This is a genomic window from Micromonospora sp. NPDC047187 (assembly GCF_040643355.1).
Taxonomy (GTDB): Bacteria; Actinomycetota; Actinomycetes; order Mycobacteriales; family Micromonosporaceae; genus Micromonospora; species Micromonospora salmantinae.
Genome location: NZ_JBEYUF010000001.1, coordinates 564,942 through 583,597, shown reverse-complemented (window position 1 = coordinate 583,597; position 18,656 = coordinate 564,942). Strand labels below are relative to the sequence as shown.

Annotated in this window: 3 protein-coding genes; all 3 read right to left on the bottom strand. The window is 71.1% G+C overall.

The genetic code is table 11. From position 1 onward, the window contains the following. Window positions 1–24: 24 nt before the first annotated feature. The 3 genes from ABZ794_RS02415 to ABZ794_RS02405 all read right to left on the bottom strand — a co-directional run bounded on the left by ABZ794_RS02415 (window position 25) and on the right by ABZ794_RS02405 (window position 18,416). Window positions 25–7,677 carry a SpvB/TcaC N-terminal domain-containing protein gene (locus tag ABZ794_RS02415; RefSeq protein ID WP_357513818.1) on the bottom strand — a complete coding sequence of 2,551 codons (7,653 nt, stop codon included), beginning with the start codon at window positions 7,675–7,677 and terminating at the stop codon, window positions 25–27. 9 nt (window positions 7,678–7,686) lie between these two features. Further along, window positions 7,687–17,061, bottom strand: coding sequence for a neuraminidase-like domain-containing protein (locus ABZ794_RS02410; RefSeq protein ID WP_357513816.1), 9,375 nt, complete (start codon window positions 17,059–17,061; stop codon window positions 7,687–7,689). 236 nt (window positions 17,062–17,297) lie between these two features. Next, the gene (locus ABZ794_RS02405) at window positions 17,298–18,416 is read right to left on the bottom strand and encodes a transporter substrate-binding domain-containing protein (protein ID WP_238688430.1); all 1,119 of its coding nucleotides are present in this window, start codon (window positions 18,414–18,416) and stop codon (window positions 17,298–17,300) included. Window positions 18,417–18,656 lie beyond the last annotated feature (240 nt).

Below are 18,656 nucleotides of genomic sequence, written 5' to 3'. Positions count from 1 at the left end.
CGACGTGGCCCCGGGAAACCTGGGTCACCACCAGTCGAAGTAGCGGCCTGCGTGGAAGATCCCCACGCCGACGGCGGCGACGATGCCGACCACGAGCACGACCGGGGCGATCACCACGCTGCCGGCCGCGATGCCAATGGCACCCGCGGCGATGGCCAGACCCGCCCCGATGCCGACGCCGCCGGCCACCACCCCGGGCGTGTCGCCGGCCTCGGCGGCCCGGTTCATGCTGACGTACGAGACGGCGGCCAGACCGATGCCACCGATCACCAGTCCGGCGGTCATCGCGCTGACGGTGGCGACAGTGGCACCGGGCACGGCGATGGCGTACAGCTCCAGGCCACCGCCGACAGCGCCGAGCGCGTCACCGACGCCCATTTCCCAGTCGCCGTGCTGGTAGTCGCCCCACAGGGCGAACGCCGACAGGCCGAACCCGACGACACCGAGCCCCTTGCCGAGCATGCCGGTCCGGCCCGGCAGTCCGCGCACGTGCTCCGGCGCCGTGGCACTGGCCGGGATCTTCCGCCCGCGTCCCGGGTTGGTCGCCGTGCGGATGGCGTTTCCGGCGCTGGCCGGCGCGTCGGTCTCGGTGATGATGACGGCCTGGGATCGCTTGCCGGCCATGCTCGGGTTGGCCTGGATCGCCCGGTTCGCGTCCCGGGTCGCCGACCGGGCGATGTCGCCGGCCTTGCCGTACCTGTCGGTCGACTTGATCTGCTTGACCGCGGTGCTGGTCTCCAGGTCGAAGTTCGCCGTGTTGTCGCGCCACGGCATGCCGTACAGCCATTCGAGGATGTTGCCGCGGAACGTCCCCCGGCCGCCCTTGAACTTGAAGTTCCAGATGAACTTCTCGGCGGCGGGCGCGGTGTGCGCGGCGGCCCCGCCGACGGCGCCGGGTGCGGCCGGCGCCTTGCCGGCGGAGTCGGCGGGCGGCGCGGCCGGCGGCGGTTCGGGTGGCGGGGCCGGCGCGGGTGGCGGCGGCTCGGCCGGTGGCGGCTCCGGTGGCGGCGGAGGCGGCGCCGGTTTCGGCTTCGGCGGTGCCGGAGGCGGCAGTACGGCGTGCAGCACCCAGGTGCCGCCCGGGTGCTCGGACCAGTTGCCTCCCTCCAGGTTGAGGGTGACGTTGGCCTGGTAGTAGATGACCGAGTTCTTGTTGTTGATCCGTGGGTCGAGGGTCGCGCCGTGGCTGCTGAGATAGCGCCGGAAGTCCTCCACCGTGGGGTTCTCGGACCCGGTGAAGTGGGATTCCGTGATGGAGATGTCGTGGGTTTCCGGACCCTTGACAGTGGTCGGCTTGAACCCGGACGGGTCGACCATTCCCACCGGATTGTTGCGGCAGTACCGGAACAGGTTGCCCCCGTCGGCGAAGCCGCCCGGGTCGCTGCTCGCCCACCTGCCCAGCCACGGCACGTAGTACCGAGCCCCGGCGTAGCAGAAGCCCGTCTCGTCGTCCACCTCGTGCCCGCCGAAGCGGTACCGCTTCAGGCTGAGGTCGGCACCCGGCCGGCCGTACCGGTACGCGGTAGTTCCGTACGGGTGGTACTCCTCGTAGGAGATGAGCACCCCGGCCGCGTCGGTCTCCAGCGTGGCCGAGCCGAGGTGGTTGGTGAGCTGGTAACGGACCAGCGGAACGCCGAGCGGGTTGGCCGGGTCGAAGCCGCCGACGTCGACGGTCTTGACGTCCACCTGGGCGACCGGGCCGGTGTCGTCAGCGATCGTGGTGGTCCACCGTTCGTGCTGGAGGACGCCGGTGACCCGGTTGCGCCTCCGGAACACGGTGACCGCACCCAGGAAGATCCATTCAAGTTGGACGCTGCCCGGCCGGTCCACGACCTTGCGCAGCCGCTGCCCGCTCGCGGCGTAGACGAACCGGGCTTCGCCGCCGCCGCCGAGGTCGACCCGGCGGAGCTGGTCGTGGACGTTCCACTCCAGGGCCGGCAGGTGCGGCATGACGGTCAGGTTGCCGACGGCGTCGTGCGCGTACAGGGCCGAGTAGGGGCCGGCGTCGGCGTCGCCGGGCAGGCTCGTGGCGGCCAGCCGGTTCGTGGCGTCGGCCGGGTCGTCCTGGTACGCGTACCGGTGGTGCCGGGTCCAGCCGGCGCCAACCCCGGCCTGCGTCCGGAACCGGTGCCGGAGCACTGTGAGGTTGCCCAGCGGGTCGTACTCGTACTCCTCGGTGTAGGCACGTACCGCGCCGGCATCGGTGGGGCTTCCGGCCGGCGGCACGTCGATCTGGTCGCGGATCGCGTCGTTCGGCGCCCCGGCCAGCTCCCGCCCACTCGCCCGGACCAACTGGTAGAGCGGGTCGTACGCGTAGTCGCTGGCGGCCGGCACCGCCGCGTTGCCGAAGAAGGTGGGCGCGCCCGGTTCGGCCACCCGGGTGAGGTTGCCCACCGGGTCGTAGGTGTAGCGCAGGTCGCGAACCCCGGCGGTGAGCAGACGTTCCAACCGGAACGTCATCGGGTCGTAGAAGTACTCGGTGACCAGCCCGTTGCCGTGCCGGGCGAACCGCCGCCGACCCAGCGCGTCGTAGTCCTGCTCGGACAGGAACTCCACCTCCGCGCCCTGGCCGCGCAGCCGTGCGGTGAGCCGGCCCAGCATGCCGCCCTCGAGGTAGGTCGGTCGTAGCTCGGTGGCGTCGGGCAGGGTGACCACTGTCGGGCGGTTCACCGCGTCGTACTCGGCGGCGGTGCCGAAGATCTCGCTCTCCAGCAGTGGCGCCGCGGCGGTCAGCAGCGCGGCGTGGTCGGGCGCGGCGGCCACCGGCGACCAGTCCGGGCCGTCGACGTGATCGGTGGCGAGTCTCCGTTCGGCGCGGCGCGGGTTGCCCTTGAAGTCCACCTCGGGCACCCGCACCTGCCCCGCCGGGTCGAACACCAGGTACGGCACGCCGTGCAGGCCCAGCGTCGCCGCGTCCGGATGCCGGTCGCCGAAGACCACGTACTGCACGCAGCGCTCCGGCCCGGCGGACTCGCTGACGTACAGGCCGACGGGCCGGTGCAGGGCGTCGTACGTGGTGCGGAAGGTCCGGCCGTGTTCGTCCCAGATCCGGCGTACCCCGCCGAGCACGTCCTGGAACACCCACCGCTCGCCCTTCTCCGCGCTCCACGACCGCACTCCCGCGCCGTGCATGGCGGTGGCCGCGTTGGCGATGTGCCGGCCCAGCGCGTCGTACCCGTCCGAGGACCGTCCGGTGAGGTCTCCCCTGGTGCGTACGCCGAACCGCTGGCCGGCCCCCCGGTCGGCCACCGTGTAGACGGCCCGGCCGAGGCTGTCGAAGTGGATCACGGAGGGTGTGTCGGCGTGCTTGGCGGCGAGCCACGCGGCGCGGCTGGCCGGGTCGGCCGGTTCCGGATCGGACACGGCGGGGCTGCCCCGCTCGGCGTACCACTGGCTGTCGAGCACAGTGTCGTTGGCGTCGAACAACCGGTGCGACCAGGCCGTCGACTCGACCCGGCTGAGGGTGCCGTCCGGATACCGGGTCAGCACGGCCCGGCCCAGCGGGTCGTAGTAGCGAATCGCGGTGGCGCCGATCTCACGCAGCGCCGCCGCGTCCTCGTACTCGTGGGTGGTGCTGAAGTAGGGCTGGTACCGCTTCACCGGGTTGCCCTTGTTGTTGACCACCGTGCGGCCGGTGCCGACCCAGCGCGGGTCGGCGTCCACCTCGACGGCGACCCCGTCCTCCCCCACCTCCAGGGCCCTGCCCGGATGCACCCGCGACTTGGTGATCGCCACACCACCGGTGCCGGTGCTGTACTCGTAGCTCTCCAGCCAGCGCGGGTTGGTCGGGCCGTGCCGTTCCCGGTGCCGGCCCCGGCTGTACGCGGGCTGGCCGTTGACCACCCAGTTGAACGGGTCGTAGGTGAACGTCAACGTCGGATCGTCGAGCGTGTCGCCGTCCCCGGCACCGGGCCGGCCGAGTAGCGCCGAGGCCACCACCCGGCCCAACTCGTCGTAGCGCACCGCGCGGCGCTGCCCGTTCGGGTCGGTGACGAGGCTCGGGCCGAGCACCAGGTAGTTGTTGACAGCGGTGGTGACCGACCAGGCCGCCTGGTCGATGGTCACCCGCTCGGTGAGCAGGTGGTAGCCGTCGAAGGTGACGGCCGTCGCCATGCCCAGCGCGTCCCGGGCCCCGTTGGACAGGTAGAAGTGCGCGGCGGGATCGGTGGGATAGCGCAGCTCGCCGGACGGAATCCACCAGTCCGGGCCGCCGTCGAGGTGCACGTAGCCGGCGGCAGCCAGGTCCGCGTCGGTCACCGCCGTGCCGTAGCCGGCGGCCAGCGCGGCCGGGGTGAAGGCGAGTTGGTACGTCTGGTGCCCCAGCCCCAGGCTGTCCCACTGCCCGGCCGGCAACGGCGTCAGCGCGTTGTCCCGGAACCGCACCTGTGACCGGGACAGCAACCGCCGCTGCGCGCTGACCTCGTCGGCCACCACCTCGTACCCGATCGGGGTGGCCGCGGCGAACCCGGCGAGCAGTTCGGCGCGGGTGAACAGCGGACCGGCCGGAGCCAGCCCGGTCAGTTCGTGCCCGAGGGCCTCGTACGCGGCGCGAATCCGGTACGCCGGCACCGGCAGCGTCTCGTCGATGTCCGGGGTGTACCACTGCTCGCCGTAGGTGACGTGACGGCGTCGCTGTTCGGCGGTCACCTCGGCGGGCAGCTCCGGGTCTGGCGTGGTGCGGCCGTAGACCACCGCGGCGGCCTGGACGACGGTGCCGTACGGGCCGAGGACCAGGTTGAGCCGGTGGCTGATCCGGGGCTCGTCCGGCTGCCGGTCGTAGGAGAGGCTGACCGCCTCCCGCTCGACGGCGACGAACACCCGCGCGTCCAGCCGTTGCACCTGGTACGTCTGCTCGACCACCCCGTACGGGTGCTCCTGCGAGGCACTGCCGTCGTACGAGTACACCTCCTGCCGAAGCGGCAGGCCGCGCAACGCCCGCCGGCTCTCCCGCAGCTCGGTGGCGGAGATTCCGGCCGGCAGCTCCGCGGTGGGCAGGTGCCGGCCGGCGTACCACTCGGCGGACAGGTCGGCCGGGGCGCCGGTGTGATACCAGGTCTTCGTGGTGACCGGTGGCTGGAACAGCTCGGGCGAGGTGTCCTGGTTCCCGTCGACCGCCTCGACGCCCAACACGTGGTCCACGAACGACTCGCCGTCGATCTGCTCGACCATGCCGAAGCCGGCGAACTCCCGCTCGACGCCGTCGTAGTGCCCATGGTGGTAGCGGTAGCCGGTGACCAGCCGGGTCCCGGTGATCCGGTCCACCTGTTCCACCCGCTCGACGACCTGCACCGGGAACGGCAGCCCGGTCACCCACGGCTGACCGGCTCGCCGGTCGGCCAGCTGGAAGGCGGTGGAAGCGGCGTAGCTGATGGTGGTCTCGCCGCCCAGGTTGTTCACCACCCGGGTGAGTAGGTGCGGCTTGCCGTCGGCGGCCAGATTCAGGTAGCGCACCGGGCCGGCGGCGTCGCCGGGCAGCGGCGACGACCACACCAGGCAGCCGGTGCCCGTGCCCAGCAGGTCGGTCACCGTCACCGTCGAATCGGGCGTGACATGCGGCAGGTCGGGCAGCTCGGCGGGGGCCGACCAGCCGTTGCCGGACTGGTTGTACCAGAGCCGGATCTCGCGCCGGCCCAGGTAGCACAGGTCCATCACGCCGGTGCCGTCCACGTCGGTGAGGAGCACCCGGGCCGGGTCGAACTCGTCCAGCCCGGTGAACCACGGCGCGTCGTCCATCTCGACCTTGGCGCCGAATCGTCCGTAACCGACGTTGGGCCAGTAGCAGACGGAACCGTCGCGGACCCGGACCAGGTCGGTGAGCCCGTCGCCGGACATGTCGGCGAGGAAGATGCTCTGCCGGTCGTCGGAGCGCAGCAGCCGCGGCCCACGGTCCTCATCCACGGGCCAGAGCGCGGGTCGCGCCGGGCCGTACCCCGCCTCGGCCAGCGACTCGTGCCAGGCCAGCACGGTGTCACCGGCGATCAGCAGGTCGGCACGGCCGTCCCCGGTGAGGTCCAGCAGCAGCAGGTCGGGGCTGGCCCAGTCGACGGCGGGCAGCTCGGTGAACGGCTGGAAGCCGGACCAGCCGGCGTCGTCGGTGCGGCTGACGAAACCCGCCGGTACGGTGCCGAGCTGGACCAGTTCGATCCGCCCGTCACCGTTCACGTCGACCAGTTGCTGGCGTCCGCCGGCCAGGTCGGTCAGCGACGGAACTGTGGGTAGCGCGGCGACCGGGCCGATCCGGCCGGCGCCGAGGTTCGGCCGGTAGTAGAGGGCACCCTCGTGCCCGGTCAGCACCCCGGCGAGTCCTTCCCCGTCCAGGTCCACCCACAACTCGGTCCGTCCGTCGACGCCGGCTGGCAGGTTCTCCAGGCTGCCGCGCTCGAGTTCCCGGGTGGTCGCCGCGATGGTGGCCGGTGTGTATCCGAAGGTCACCGGGGGCAGTGCGGCGCTGGTGTGCCCGCCGCCGGCGGCCGGGGCGTAGCCGCGCTGGGTCACCTCGACCAGGGTGGACAGCACCGGCCCGCTGGCGTACTCCAGCTCCACCGCCCGGACCAGGCAGTTCGCGCCCACCTCCGGCTCGTCAGGGAAGTGGTGGAACATCAGGATCCGGCGGCACAGCCGGTAGGTGCGGACCTCGAATCCCGCGCGGTAGGTGGAGAAGGGGTCCGGCCGGCAGGTCCACTCCCCGGCGTCAGCAGGTAGCGGGGTGTCCGGGTGGTGCTCGCCGTAGTCGAGCACCACCTCGAACACCCAGCCGGCGTCGGCGATCTGGGCCGGCGTCAGGTCCACCGGGCGTCGGCCGTCGGGGTCGAGCAGAGGCACCATGTTGCCGTACCGCACCGACTTGAGGTAGCGGTTGACGCTCCGGTCGGTGCGGTGCCGTTCGTGCGGCCGGTCCAGGTCCAGGCCGGCGGCGTCCTCGGCCTTGTAGGTGTAGCTGACCGCGTTGCCCCGATCGTCGCGGGTCTCGCAGAGCAGCCAGGTGTGTACCCGCCCGCCCAGGCCGATGCGGGAGCCGCCGTCGCGGCCGTACACGGCCAGCAGGTTCGACCCGGACAGGGTGCGCCAGTGCACGTCACCGTCGGAGTCCCGGGTCCACCGCTCGATGCGGGCGAACGCCCCCTCGGTCCGTGGCCGGAACCGCTGCACAGTGTGACCGGCGACCGGAGTGCCGCCGGGCACCGGGACCAGGTCGTCCTCCCCGGACAGCAGGAAGGTGTCGGTGTCGTCGTAGCGGGGCAGGCCGCGGTCGGTGCGCCGGCTGATGGCCGGCACGGGCAGCTGCCAGCCCAGGCCGAACGGGCCGTTCCCGGCGCCCGAGTCGTAGCTGAGTGTCAGGTCGGGTTGGAACCCGGACCGGCCGCCGCTGACCGGGATAGGCACGGACATGCCGCCGGTCCCGGTGACCGGGTGGGCGGCGAACGTCTCGCCGATGGCCCGGATCGCGCCGCCGCCGGTGGGCAGGCTGATCGCCGGTCCGCCGAGTCCCGGCCCGGTCGCGCCCCGACCGGCCGGCGGCGGCCCGGCGCCGGCCGCGTCGGTCGGCGGCCCGCCCGGTCCGAATGCGCCACCCGCTCCGCCGGGAGCACCGGCGCCGGTCGGGTCGGCGGAGCCGCGCCACCGGGAGCCGGGCCCCGGCCCCCACGATCCGCCGCCGACCGGGTAGCTGGTCGTCACCGCGCCCCCTCAGCCGTCGAGCCGGTAGTGCAGCAGGACGACCAGGTCGGTCAGGCCGTCCGGGTCGGCCGCCAGCGTGACCGGGGTGCCGAGAACCAGCGGATCGGACTGACCCACGCATTGCCGCAGGTCGGCGTCCCGGTTCAACGTCACCGGGTCAGCGGCCACCGTGAGGTCGTACGTCCCGGGATCACCGTCCACCCGGGCGTACCAGGTCACCTGGTCCACCACCGGCTGGTGGTCGCGGGCGAGGTACGGCAGGTGCTCCGGCCCGACGGTCAGCGCGGTGCTCTGCTGCTGGGTGAGCTGCCACCACTCGTCCGGGAAGTGGTGGCGCAGGCTGTATGCCTGGTACAGCCCCGTCCGACCGGCGTCGACAAGCATCTCGTTGAGCGCCTCCCGCAGGGAGTCCTCGACCAGGCCGCGCAGCGTCGAGCCGCCGTCGCGGGCCGTGTACCGCAGGTGCAGGATGATGTCGCTGATGCTGTCGTAGTCGAATTGGCGAACTGCCGTCGGCAGTTCCAGGCGCCAGGTGCCGATCGCGCCCTTGCCCTCGAACGGCAGGTAGCGGTCGTCGGCGAAGTTCAGCTCGAACATGCCGCTGTCGCTGAGGCCGCTGCTGGTCGCGATCGACTCGATCCCTCCCACGTTGTACGCGAACCGCTCGTCGCCGGGCACCTCGGTGTACTTGTCCTTGGCGCTGGTGGCGCCCTGCCGGGCCGCGGTGTCGGTCCGGTACCGGTTGCCGATCAGGGAGAGCTTCGCGGTGACCGGGGTGTAGGGGCCGGCCACGCACGGGATGGACAGGCTGACAGTGCGGAGCCGGCGGAAGTAGTGCCCGGGGTGGTCCAGGTCGAACAGCGCCTCCGGCATGTTGACCACGCAACTGCCGCTGGCCCGCAGCTCGATCAACGCCGCCGGGTCGAGCTGTGCGAGCGAAACGTGCCGGGTCAGCTCGCGTTCGCGGCTGTGCCGGTCGAGGTAGGCCACCTCCATCCGCTTCAGGTCGTGGCGCAGCGCGTCCGCAACGGTCAGCCCCTTGCGCAGGCTGTCCCAGTAGCCGGGTTGCAGGAACGTGGCCTCGCTGCCCAGCTCGTGGGCGAAGCACCGCTCGGCCTTCTTCGCCACGTCGAAGGCGAGCTGGTACGCCCCGAAATAGACGGAGCTGGCTCGGCTCACCATCCACTGGTACAGCTCGGTGTTCGTGTACTTGCCGCGCAGGTACTCCTCGGTGGCCCGGGCGTTGTCGGCTTCCCGGTCGTGCGCCGCCAGCTCGTCGGTGAGCATGGCCACGTGCAGCCGCCCGGTGAGGAGCTGCTGGTCGAGCTGGGTCAGTTCGAGACCGGCCAGCGCCGCCTGGTGTTCCCAGTCGTCCATCCGGCGGCGGTAGCCGCCCTGGTTGGCGGCCATCCCGGCGGCCTTGTCCAGGGCCCGGGCGATCGCCTCCAGGGTCATCACCGCCGAGTCGGCGGCGGCACCGGCCTTGTCCCCGCCGAGGGTGAGGGTCACGGTGGGTGAGCCACCGAAGCCGGCGCCGCCGGCGGTGAAGTTGGGTATCAGCTTCAGCCCGCCGGAGAGGATGTAGCCCACCGCGATCGCGGTCTCGCCGAGCAGCGACACCCCGGACAAAGCGGTGGCGGTGATCTCCCAGGCGTTCATGTACGGCCGGCCGGCGTAGTAGCGTTGCCGCTCCTCCACCACCTTGCGACTCAGTTCCAGCGCCGCGACGTTGCCCTCGGCCTCCGCGATGGTGGCGACCTTCACCGCCCGTACCGCGTCGAGCAGGGCGATCTCCTGGCCGGCGCGCAGCCGGGCGAGTTGCTCGGCGTCCCGCTTCTCCATTGCCGCGAGCAGCCCGCCGCCCAGCTCACCGACGTACCCGACGAGTTCGGTGGCCTTCTGGGCCAGCACCCGGAACCGGTAGTTCGGCAGCGGTGCGCCGAGCCCGGCCAGGAACGACGAGACGGACATGCCGGCGGCGGCGGCCCGGACCAGCGCCCCCGGGTCGATCGGCGGCGAGAACAGGGCGAGCATGCTCTCCACGCCGTCGATGTTCTGGCAGTTGCGGATCTTGAACAGCCGATCGGCGATCAGGTCCCACAGCCGGAGCATCTCCTCGTTGGGTGGGACGCAGAAGTACAGCGCCGAGTAGCTCAGCGGGCTGGGCAGTTCCGCCCCGCCGTGCGGCAGCAGGTCCAGGTCGGGGATCAGGTTCTCCAGGTCCAACAGCGCGTTGCCGAACAGGTCCACCTTGGCCTGGAGCTGGTTGACGGTGGCCGGCGCCGGGCTGACCAGCGGCGGCACCACGCTCGGCTTCGGCCCGAGCAGTTTGTCGGCCAGGATGTAGAGCTGGGTGGCCTGGGTGACGGACTCCCGGGTGAACTGCCGGAACAACTGGTCACCCCAGTCGACCAGGTTCTTGATGTAGCTGACCACCACGGCGAGCTGATAGGCGACCGGCCGGCTGCGGGCCACCACGTGCGGGTTGAACGGCTTCGCCCGCCACTGCTCCACAGCGAACTTCAGGTCGGTGATGCTGGCCCCCGACGGGTCGGCTGCGATCGCCGTGAGAATGTCGCCGATCCGCTGGTTGAGCAGCTCGGGCACTCCGGTCTGGAAGAACGGCTTGGTGACCCAGTACTTCTGCGGGGCGGAGGCGCCGTCGGCGGTGCCGACCGGGTTGAAGATGTGGTGGAACCAGTTGCGCGCCTCGGCGAACCGCTGGTCCCGGTTGAGCCGCAGCGCGATGTCGAACGGGAGGTGGTAGAACAGCTCCCAGTTGTAGCCCGCGTACGCGCCGTCGGCGGCAAAGTCCAGGTCCTCCACCGGGTACGGCAACACCACCACCGGCGCCGGCTGGTAGGTGGCAGCGAAGTCGAAGCCCGTGTTGGTGAGCTGGGTGGTCCGACTCAGCATCGCCGGCACGCCCGAGCGGTAGACAGTGGCCCGCAGGAAACACAGCAGCGGGTGGTAGAAGTTCGCGAACCTCACCCCGTACGACAGGGTGCCGTAGACCTCGAACTCGGCGACCAGCCGGTGGTACTCGGCGTCCTCGGTCATCGCCTGCACGGCGGCCGCGAGGTCGTGCGCCGGGTCCTCGGCGTATCGACGCAGGTACTCGGTGAGCAGCGCCAACACGTCGCGGGCGAACTCGTCCACGTCGCTGTACGTCTTCTCGATCCGATCCGCCGGGTCCTCGGCACGCCGGTCGTAGAAGCCCGGGATGATCACGTAACCACGGTCGTAGTCGCCGTAGAAGTACGGCATCAGGGTGCCCAGTGGCAGCACCGGCCGGCGGTCGTGGGTGCCTCGGACGCTCTGCGCCAGCCCCAGCAGCATGACGATCCAGTCGAGCAACGACATCTGCATCGGGTACGTCACCCGGAACCGGCCGGGCGTCTGCGCCACCAGCGTCTGGAACGCGCCCATCAGCGGGGTGCTGATCGCCAGGTCGTTCTGTGTCCGGGAGACCAGTTCGGTGAAGCGTTCGGCCAGCAGCTCGGTGTCCTTGAACACCGGCGACAGCAGCAGGTTGCCGGAGCCGCCGCCCGGCACCGGCTCCGGATAGCCTCGGCAGCCGGTCAACGCGAACGAGCCGACGAACTCGGTGCCGGTGAGCACGCTGATCGCCTGGCCGGCCGCGCCGGCCGCGTACGCGAAGCAGGTGAACTCGTCCGCCGCCGGAAGGTCCTCCCGGTAGCCGCTGGCCGGGTAGTACAGCGCGTCCTTGGAGATCTTCTTCGGCTGCCAGCGGTCCTGCGTCCGCTCGCCGATGGCCAGCTGGATCCGCCACCGTCGGCGCGGCCGCTCCGTCTCCGTGCCGCCCGGCGGAATGCCGTCCGGGTCCGGAATCTGTGAGGTCTGCGCCGTGTCCGTCTCCTGCGTGAAGACCGGCCAGGCCAGTGTGAGCCGGCTGTTGCGGTCGAAGGCGAGCAGGTGGTCGCCAGCGATGTCCAGCGGCACCCGCCGCCACGGCGTCCAGTACCGCTCCCGCTCGAACTGCCGGTGGTAGTACACCGTCGGGTCGCCGCCCCGGGTGCGGGCGAACACGTGCATGAGATGCCTGTCGTGCTGGTAGTAGCAGGCCATCACGTCCAGGTGCGCCAGGTCGTCCAGCTTCTCCAGGTACGTGATGGTGGCGTTCTCCACCGCCAGGTCGGTCAGCTCGTCCTGCTGCAACTGGTCGTCGAGTTCGGTGAACAGCTCCGACTTGTCGTCCCGCAACTCCGGCAGGATCCAGTTCTCCGGATACAGGAAGATCTTCCGGTTGGCCTCCCACACCCGGTAGTTGGCCATCCAGTTCCACTGGTCCCAACCCGGATCCTCGGTGACCGCCGCGACGCTGTCCGGCTCCAGGCCCAGCAGGCAGCGCTGCACGAACAACTGAACGGTGGCGTGCGCCTGCACGATGCGCGACGTCGCCATGCAGGCGCCCATCTCGACATCGATGAGGAAGTGGTCGTACAGGTCGTTGGTGTCGCGCAGCCCAGGGTTCTCGGCCAACAGGTACGCCACCAGCGCGTCCCGCTTGGCCACCCGCAGCCGGTCCTGCGCCCCTTGGAGCACCCCGAACCACTCGGCCTCGGCGTAGCGCGCCTTCAGGGCCTGCCGCATGGTGGCCGCCCCCGCCGCCGTGGTGACTGGCTGGCCCAGCGGCACCGCCGCCGCCACCGGCAGGCCCAGCCGGCGCAGCAGGGTGAGCGCGTGGACCAACCGCTGGATCGTCGCCGGCGACCGGTACGCGGTGAGGTCCACCGCCGACAGTTCGAGGTGGGTGTCCAGGTCGGCCAGCACCGCGGCGTCCCAGCCACCGAGCTGCGCCAGATGGGTGTGGACCTGCGTGGCGGTGGTGCCGGCCGCCAGGACCAGGTCGAACAGCCCGGACACCGTCCACGGCGCGGCCGCGTCCAACGGGTTCGCCACCGGCGGGTAGGTGCGGGCCAGCTCGACCCCGGCGGCCAACCGGATCCAGTCGGCCAACGGGGCCGGCGGGCGGCCGGTCTGGTAGGGCACCTGGTCCGGGGCCAGCCAGCCGAGCGACCCGGCGTTCGTCAGCAGCCAGCCGAGGTCCGAATCGGGCACCGTCAGGTGGTCGACGAGCCGGCTCAGCACGTGCAGCAGGCGCAGCGCGCGGTACTGCTCGTCGAACCCGGCCGGGGTGACCGCCGGCGGCGCCGGTGGCTCGTTCACCAGGTCCACCAGCGCGTCGTCGGTGAGCACCGCGAGCAGCGGCCGGGTCAGCTCCGCGCCGGCCAGCACGGTGGCGGCGGCGTCCGGCGAGAACCCGAAGGTGTCGGCCACCGCCGCCACCGCCAGCTCCTGCTTGGTACGGGTGTACGCCGAGCTGGACAGGGCCGTGGTGATGGCCAGCAGCAGCGTGGTCTGCTGGGCCTCGGTGGGGCTGGCCACGATCGCTGCTGTTATCGGTGTGGTGTCCACCAGGGCGGCGAGCTTCGCGTCGACGAACTGCGCCGGGGTGGTCACCGCGTCGGTCCAACCACCGTCCACGATCGACGCGAAGCCGGCCAGGTCCGCCTCGGTCATCCCGGGCACGGTGGCCAGCAGGGCACGCATGCCCGGCAGGTTCTCCTCGGGGGGCGCCGCCGGGTCGACAGCGGGTCGGGTCGCCGCGTACCCGCTCTGGTAGCCGGTCTGCAACCCGGTGAGCACCGCGGTCAGCGTCTCGTCCGGCAGGTCCCGCGCGGCCAGGTCGTCGGCAACGTGTCGGAGCAGGTACCGCAGATCCGCCGGGCGGATGCCGGTGCCGGCCCGGGCGGCGTCGAACCGCTCGACGAAGGCCAGCGCGGTGGCCGGTGCGGTGAGCGGATCCGACCCGATCAGATCCTTCATGATCAGGTATTCGGTGGCGGTGAGCCCGAGCGCCCGGGCCAGCAGCGTCCCGGCGTACACCGCGTGCAGGCCGACGTTGCTGACGATCGCCGGGGCCGGAAGGTCGGCCACCAGCAGCGCGGTGTCCGCCGTCGTTGCCCCCAGGCACGTCGCCAGGTACGCCTCGTGCGCCGACAGCGGAGCGCCCGAGCCGGGTGTGGTCAGCTCCGCCTGCTCGTTGGCGAGCACGTTGGCCGGTTCGAACGCTTCGACGACCGGGCCGTTCGCGGTGTTGCGGAACACCTCGGCGTACCGCGACCCGTCCAGCGGGGCGAACAGGTCGACCACCTCGGGCAACGGCAGCCCGAGCCGCGCCGCGAGCCGGTGCAGCGCCGCCACCGCGACCAGGAGGTCGTCGTCCAGGGCGCCACCGCCCAGCGCGTCGGCTCGGATCGCCCGGTCCAGCAACGGCGGCGTCCAACCGGTGCAGGCGGGCGCGCGCAGCAGGCGCAGGAACCGGTGCATCCGGTCCAGGCGCGCGTCGGTGAGCTGCTGGATCCGCTTTGCGCTGAGGTCGGAGCCGGTGTCCAGGTGCTTGACGAACATGGCGTTCCCGGGATTGACCCAGGCCAGCGAAAGCAGCTCGGTCAACTCCCGATAGTCCAGGCGCGCCCGAGCGAGGAAGTTGTCCACCCGGGCCATGCCGCCCAGAGCGCCGAGCGGCGCGGTGTTCCAGATGTCGTCCTGAGCGGCCGGGTCGGCGGTGACCACCAACTGTCGCTGCGCGTCGCTGATCCCCAGTTCCTCCGCCGCGATGGCCTCGTCGCTCGGGCCCGCCGACCGGCGCAGCGCCCGCATCACGTCGGCCCGGGCGATGTCGAACTGGGCGAAGTAGCTGCGGGTCTCCTCGTGGGCCAGGTCGAACGGCAGGGCGAACGCGTACCGGCTGCCCGCCAGCAGGGTGTAGGCGGCGGCATTCACGTACTGCGGCGCGGCCGCCAACTCCAGCGCGGTGCCGGTGGTCTGGCGCAATCGGCGCACGAACCACCCGCCGGCCCCGTCCGGGGTCGCCTTGGCCACCACGCCGACGTCCCGTACCACGCGGGCCCCGGCCAGGTCCGGCTCGTACACGAGGGAACGGTCGGTGAACGGCCATCCCTGGCCCTGCAACAGGCTCAGCAGCCCGGCCGACGGCGCCTCCACCGGATCGACGCCGCCGCTCAGCGGGCCCCCGAACGCCAGGCCCGCGTCCGGTGCCACCGCCTCCTCCAGCAGCTCGCACACCAGATCCAGGTAGGGCAGCGGAAGGTCGGTGTTCTCGCAGCTCAGATCCAGGTCACCGAGGTCCGGCCGGCGACCGTACAGGACGTCCCGGGCAACCTTGGTGGCCGGACCCGGTGTATCGGCGTCGGTCACCAGCCGGTTGCCGAGGAACTGAAGGACGTCCACCAGGTACGCGGCGGCGCTGTGCACGCTGCGGCACGGCTCGCAGTAGCTGGAGTCGGCGAGCTGGAACAGGCTGCTCAGGTTGGGAAAGTCGGCGCTGACAGGGGTGAGGTCCGGGGCCGCCGAGCCGCCCAGGGCCCGGACCGGCAGCGCCCGCGCCGCGCTCTGGAGTTCCCCGGCCAGCAGCCCGCTCGCCACGTGCACGTCCACGGCCCGGCGATACACCGACCGGGCCTGCTCGTCGGTGAACCGGCCGGTGTCCACGGCGGTGGCCACGAACCGCGTCTCGCCGAGGGCGTGGATCCGGGCCGCCGACGGCACTTCGGCCGCCAGCAACGCCGTCGTCTGCCGATAGGTCGGCGCCAGCTTGAAGATCCGCTGCGCGGCCTTGAGCGCCGGCCGCCCGGTCCGCAGCCGCTCCGGGTGGTCCCGCAGCAGCCGCTCCACGTTGCCGGTCGCTAGGTCGAAGTCCGGATTCGCGGTGAGCAGTTCGAGCACCACGTCCCGATGCCCACCGAAGGCGCGCTCGGCGGCGTTGGCCGGCTCGTCGTCGCCGGGCTGTTCGTTCTTGCCGGGCTGTTCGTCGGGGTCAGCCCGTCGACCGGGATCGGGCCGATCGCCGCGGCCGTCGGACCATTCGGCTGCGGCGCCCGCGTCGCGTTCGAGCTGGGCGGTGAAGGCCGTGGTGGGATAGCGTCTCTCCAACTTGCGGGCCAGCGCGCCGGCGTGCAGGTCGATCAACTCCGGCCGGACCGGTTGACCGGCGACCCGGACATCCGTGGTGCTGTCCCCCAACACCCGCCGCCAGTCCGCCGGTGCCAGCCGGGCCAGCCGGCGTACGTCGGCCGCCCCCTCGATCCCCTCGCGGTCGCGGACCCGGTCGACAATCGTCTCGTCGTAGCCCAGCACCTCGGCCAGCACGCTCGCCGCGCCGGCCGCTTCGGCGGCCGACCGGTCGGGGAATGCCGCCGCGTCGGCCAGCCGGGCGATCAGCCCGGGCAGGTCACCGGCGGCGTCAGCGGCAAGGAGACTCTGGACACGCTCGTGCGCGCCGTCGGCGAGGAACCGTTCCACCCGCCCGTACAACACCTTCGGTCGTTCCTGCGCGACGTACTCCTTGGCCTCCGGCCGTACCCGGGCCAGCATGTCGAGGATCCGGTCCAGCTCGCCGAGCAGGTCCTCGGGAACGAACCGATGGCGCACGGCGTCGGCGACGGCGTTCCGGACCATGTGCTCGTCGAGCAGGGCGATGTCGTAGTACAGCGGCCGCAGCTCGGTGTTCAGATCGACGTCGAACCGGGCGAGCGCGGCGCCGGTGCGGCTCGTGGTCAACAGCGTCCGCTCGGCGAACAGCGCGTAACCGAACACCGCCGGCAGCTTGTAGGACGCGGCCAGTTTCTGCGCCACACCGAAGTGCGCCAGCGCCGTCGCGGGCAGTCCGGTCTCGGCGGCCAGGAACGTCACGTCCTCGGCCTCGTCGTCCTGCCGCAGCTCGTACAGCGGGATCTGGCCGAGCAACGGGACGATCGTGGCGAGGATCCGCTCGTACTCACTGCGTTCCCGGTCCCCGCCACCGGACAGATCCACTGTGAGCACGGCCAGCTCGGGGGCGTTGAACAGCACCGCGCTCAGCGGCGGGTCGGACAGGAGACGATCACCAGCGGACACCCGGACGAACAGGTCGGCGGACTGCTTCTCGGACCGGGTGAACCGTTCCCGCGAATAGTCGACGCGATACAGCCCGTCGTCTCCGGTGGTCGCCTCGCCGAGCTGCTCGGCGTGCCGCAGGTCCCGGTCGAACGCGCCGACCGTCAAAGCGTTCGCCGGCTGCCCATCGACCCAACGCACCCGACCCACCACGACGAACCGGGACGGCGGCTCGGCCAGCACCATCTGCACCGCGTCGCGGGTCGCCCCGTCCACCGTGCCGGTCACCGGCAACCCGTGCGCCCGTTGGAACTCGGCCACCCCACGCCGGGTGGTCGGCCCGTACCGGGCGTCGACCAGTTCGTCGGTGGCGATGTCGGCGGGCATCCGCAGCAGCGCTGTGTGCAGCCGCCGGACGTCGTCGCTGGGGCGGTGCCGGCGCGAGCCCATCGGGGTGGTCATGAGCATCTCCGATCGCCCGGCAGCCGGCGACGGCGGCTGTCTGACGCCGGTGCGACCGGGGGCTACCTGGCATCCTGCGGATCAGAGGAGCACACAGCATCGCAGTGTCCAAGATCCGCCTTGCCGTCTGGCTGAACGGCAGCGGGCACTGCCGGTACGGCCGGTGGCGAAGCAGGGTCTTTCCGGGACAGCACCCTCACCCTCACGGCGCAGATCGCGGGACGGTGAGGGCGGTGCTACCGGTCCAGCCACGGCGCTGCCGGTTGGCAGGGGTCGACGGCTTGCGGTGGTGGTGACTCGGACAGGCCGAGGGTTCCGAGGGTGGTGTCGAAATTGGCTTGCCAGCCGTACTCCAGGAAGTCGGTGATCACCTTGCTGAGTTCGCCGCACAGCCGTGGCATGTTGTTCGGTATGCCGATGGCGTACTTCTCCGATCCGTACCCCAGCGGGATCGGTGGACTCACGCCAACCGCTCGGGCGTATCCGGCGATGACCGAACGGTCGCCCGACACGGCATCGATCTCCCCGCTCTTGTATCTGTTGATGCACTCGGCGATGGAGTCGGCCGGCACCGGATTCCAGTTGATCTGATCCAGTCTCCTGAAGGTGGTCGAGCCCTTGATGGCACACACCTTGCCACGGGGGATCGCCGCGATGGTCTTGGCATCGCTCCGGCTGAGGAAGCCCTGGGTGTCGACGAAGTAGGGTCCGGCGAAGTCGATCACCTCGGCTCGTTCCGGTGTCATCGAGAAATTGGAGATCACGAGTTTGACGGGTTCCTGGAGCGGGCTCCGGTCAGTGGCACGCCACTTCCCGTGTAACGCGTTGATCCGGTTGTCCAGGGTGCCCAGGTCCACCCACTTCAGGTGGGCGTCCGCGAAGTGCGACTGGATCTCGTTGGCCAGTGCGACATCGAACCCGGTCCCGCCGTCCTTGTCGGTGTGCCAGCCCTCGTACTCGAACGCGTTGTAACCGATCCGGACCTCGCCCGACATGTAGTCGAACGGATCGGGCTCCCGTTGGAACCACCAGAACGCGGCGCTGAGGACGAGGGTGCCCGCGGTGAAGTAGACAGCGCCCTTCATCCTCCACGACTTGCCACCCGGTTTGCGGAGGGCGGGAGTCTTGAATGCGCCCCGGTCGACCAGGATCGTCACCACGATCGCCGCGATGTTGATCGGCACACTGATGATGGCCGCGGCGTTCGCACCCCACGCTTCTTTTTGAAACAACAACACGCAGATTCCGACCGAGGCCAAGGCGACGGGCAGTAGCCAGAAAATTTGCCTGCTGATCGAATGGCGCAAGGGGGCGGGTTCGGTCGAGGTACTGTTCGCCGTTGTCGTTTGGGTCATGATGATCATCCTCGTGCCGCTGGTGCACTGCCTGGTCAGGTGGCCACGACATGTCGGTGCCCCCGTACGCCGACCTCATGACGAATGAAACTCGTGTATGTCTTTTATTGGAACGTGTCGCTCATTGACAATCCGCGGTACGGCGAGTGAATTTTCGCATGACCGGAGCTTGATGAACGAGGCCAGCCGTCCCCGGAATAGGTCCGATAGACGACTGATCCTGATCGAAGTTTGTTCCAA

What these genes read in the sequence shown, in the direction of transcription:
- ABZ794_RS02410 (WP_357513816.1), bottom strand. Translation starts at nt 17,061, where the DNA reads ATGACCACCCCGATGGGCTCGCGCCGGCACCGCCCCAGCGACGACGTC.
- ABZ794_RS02405 (WP_238688430.1), bottom strand. Translation starts at nt 18,416, where the DNA reads ATGACCCAAACGACAACGGCGAACAGTACCTCGACCGAACCCGCCCCC.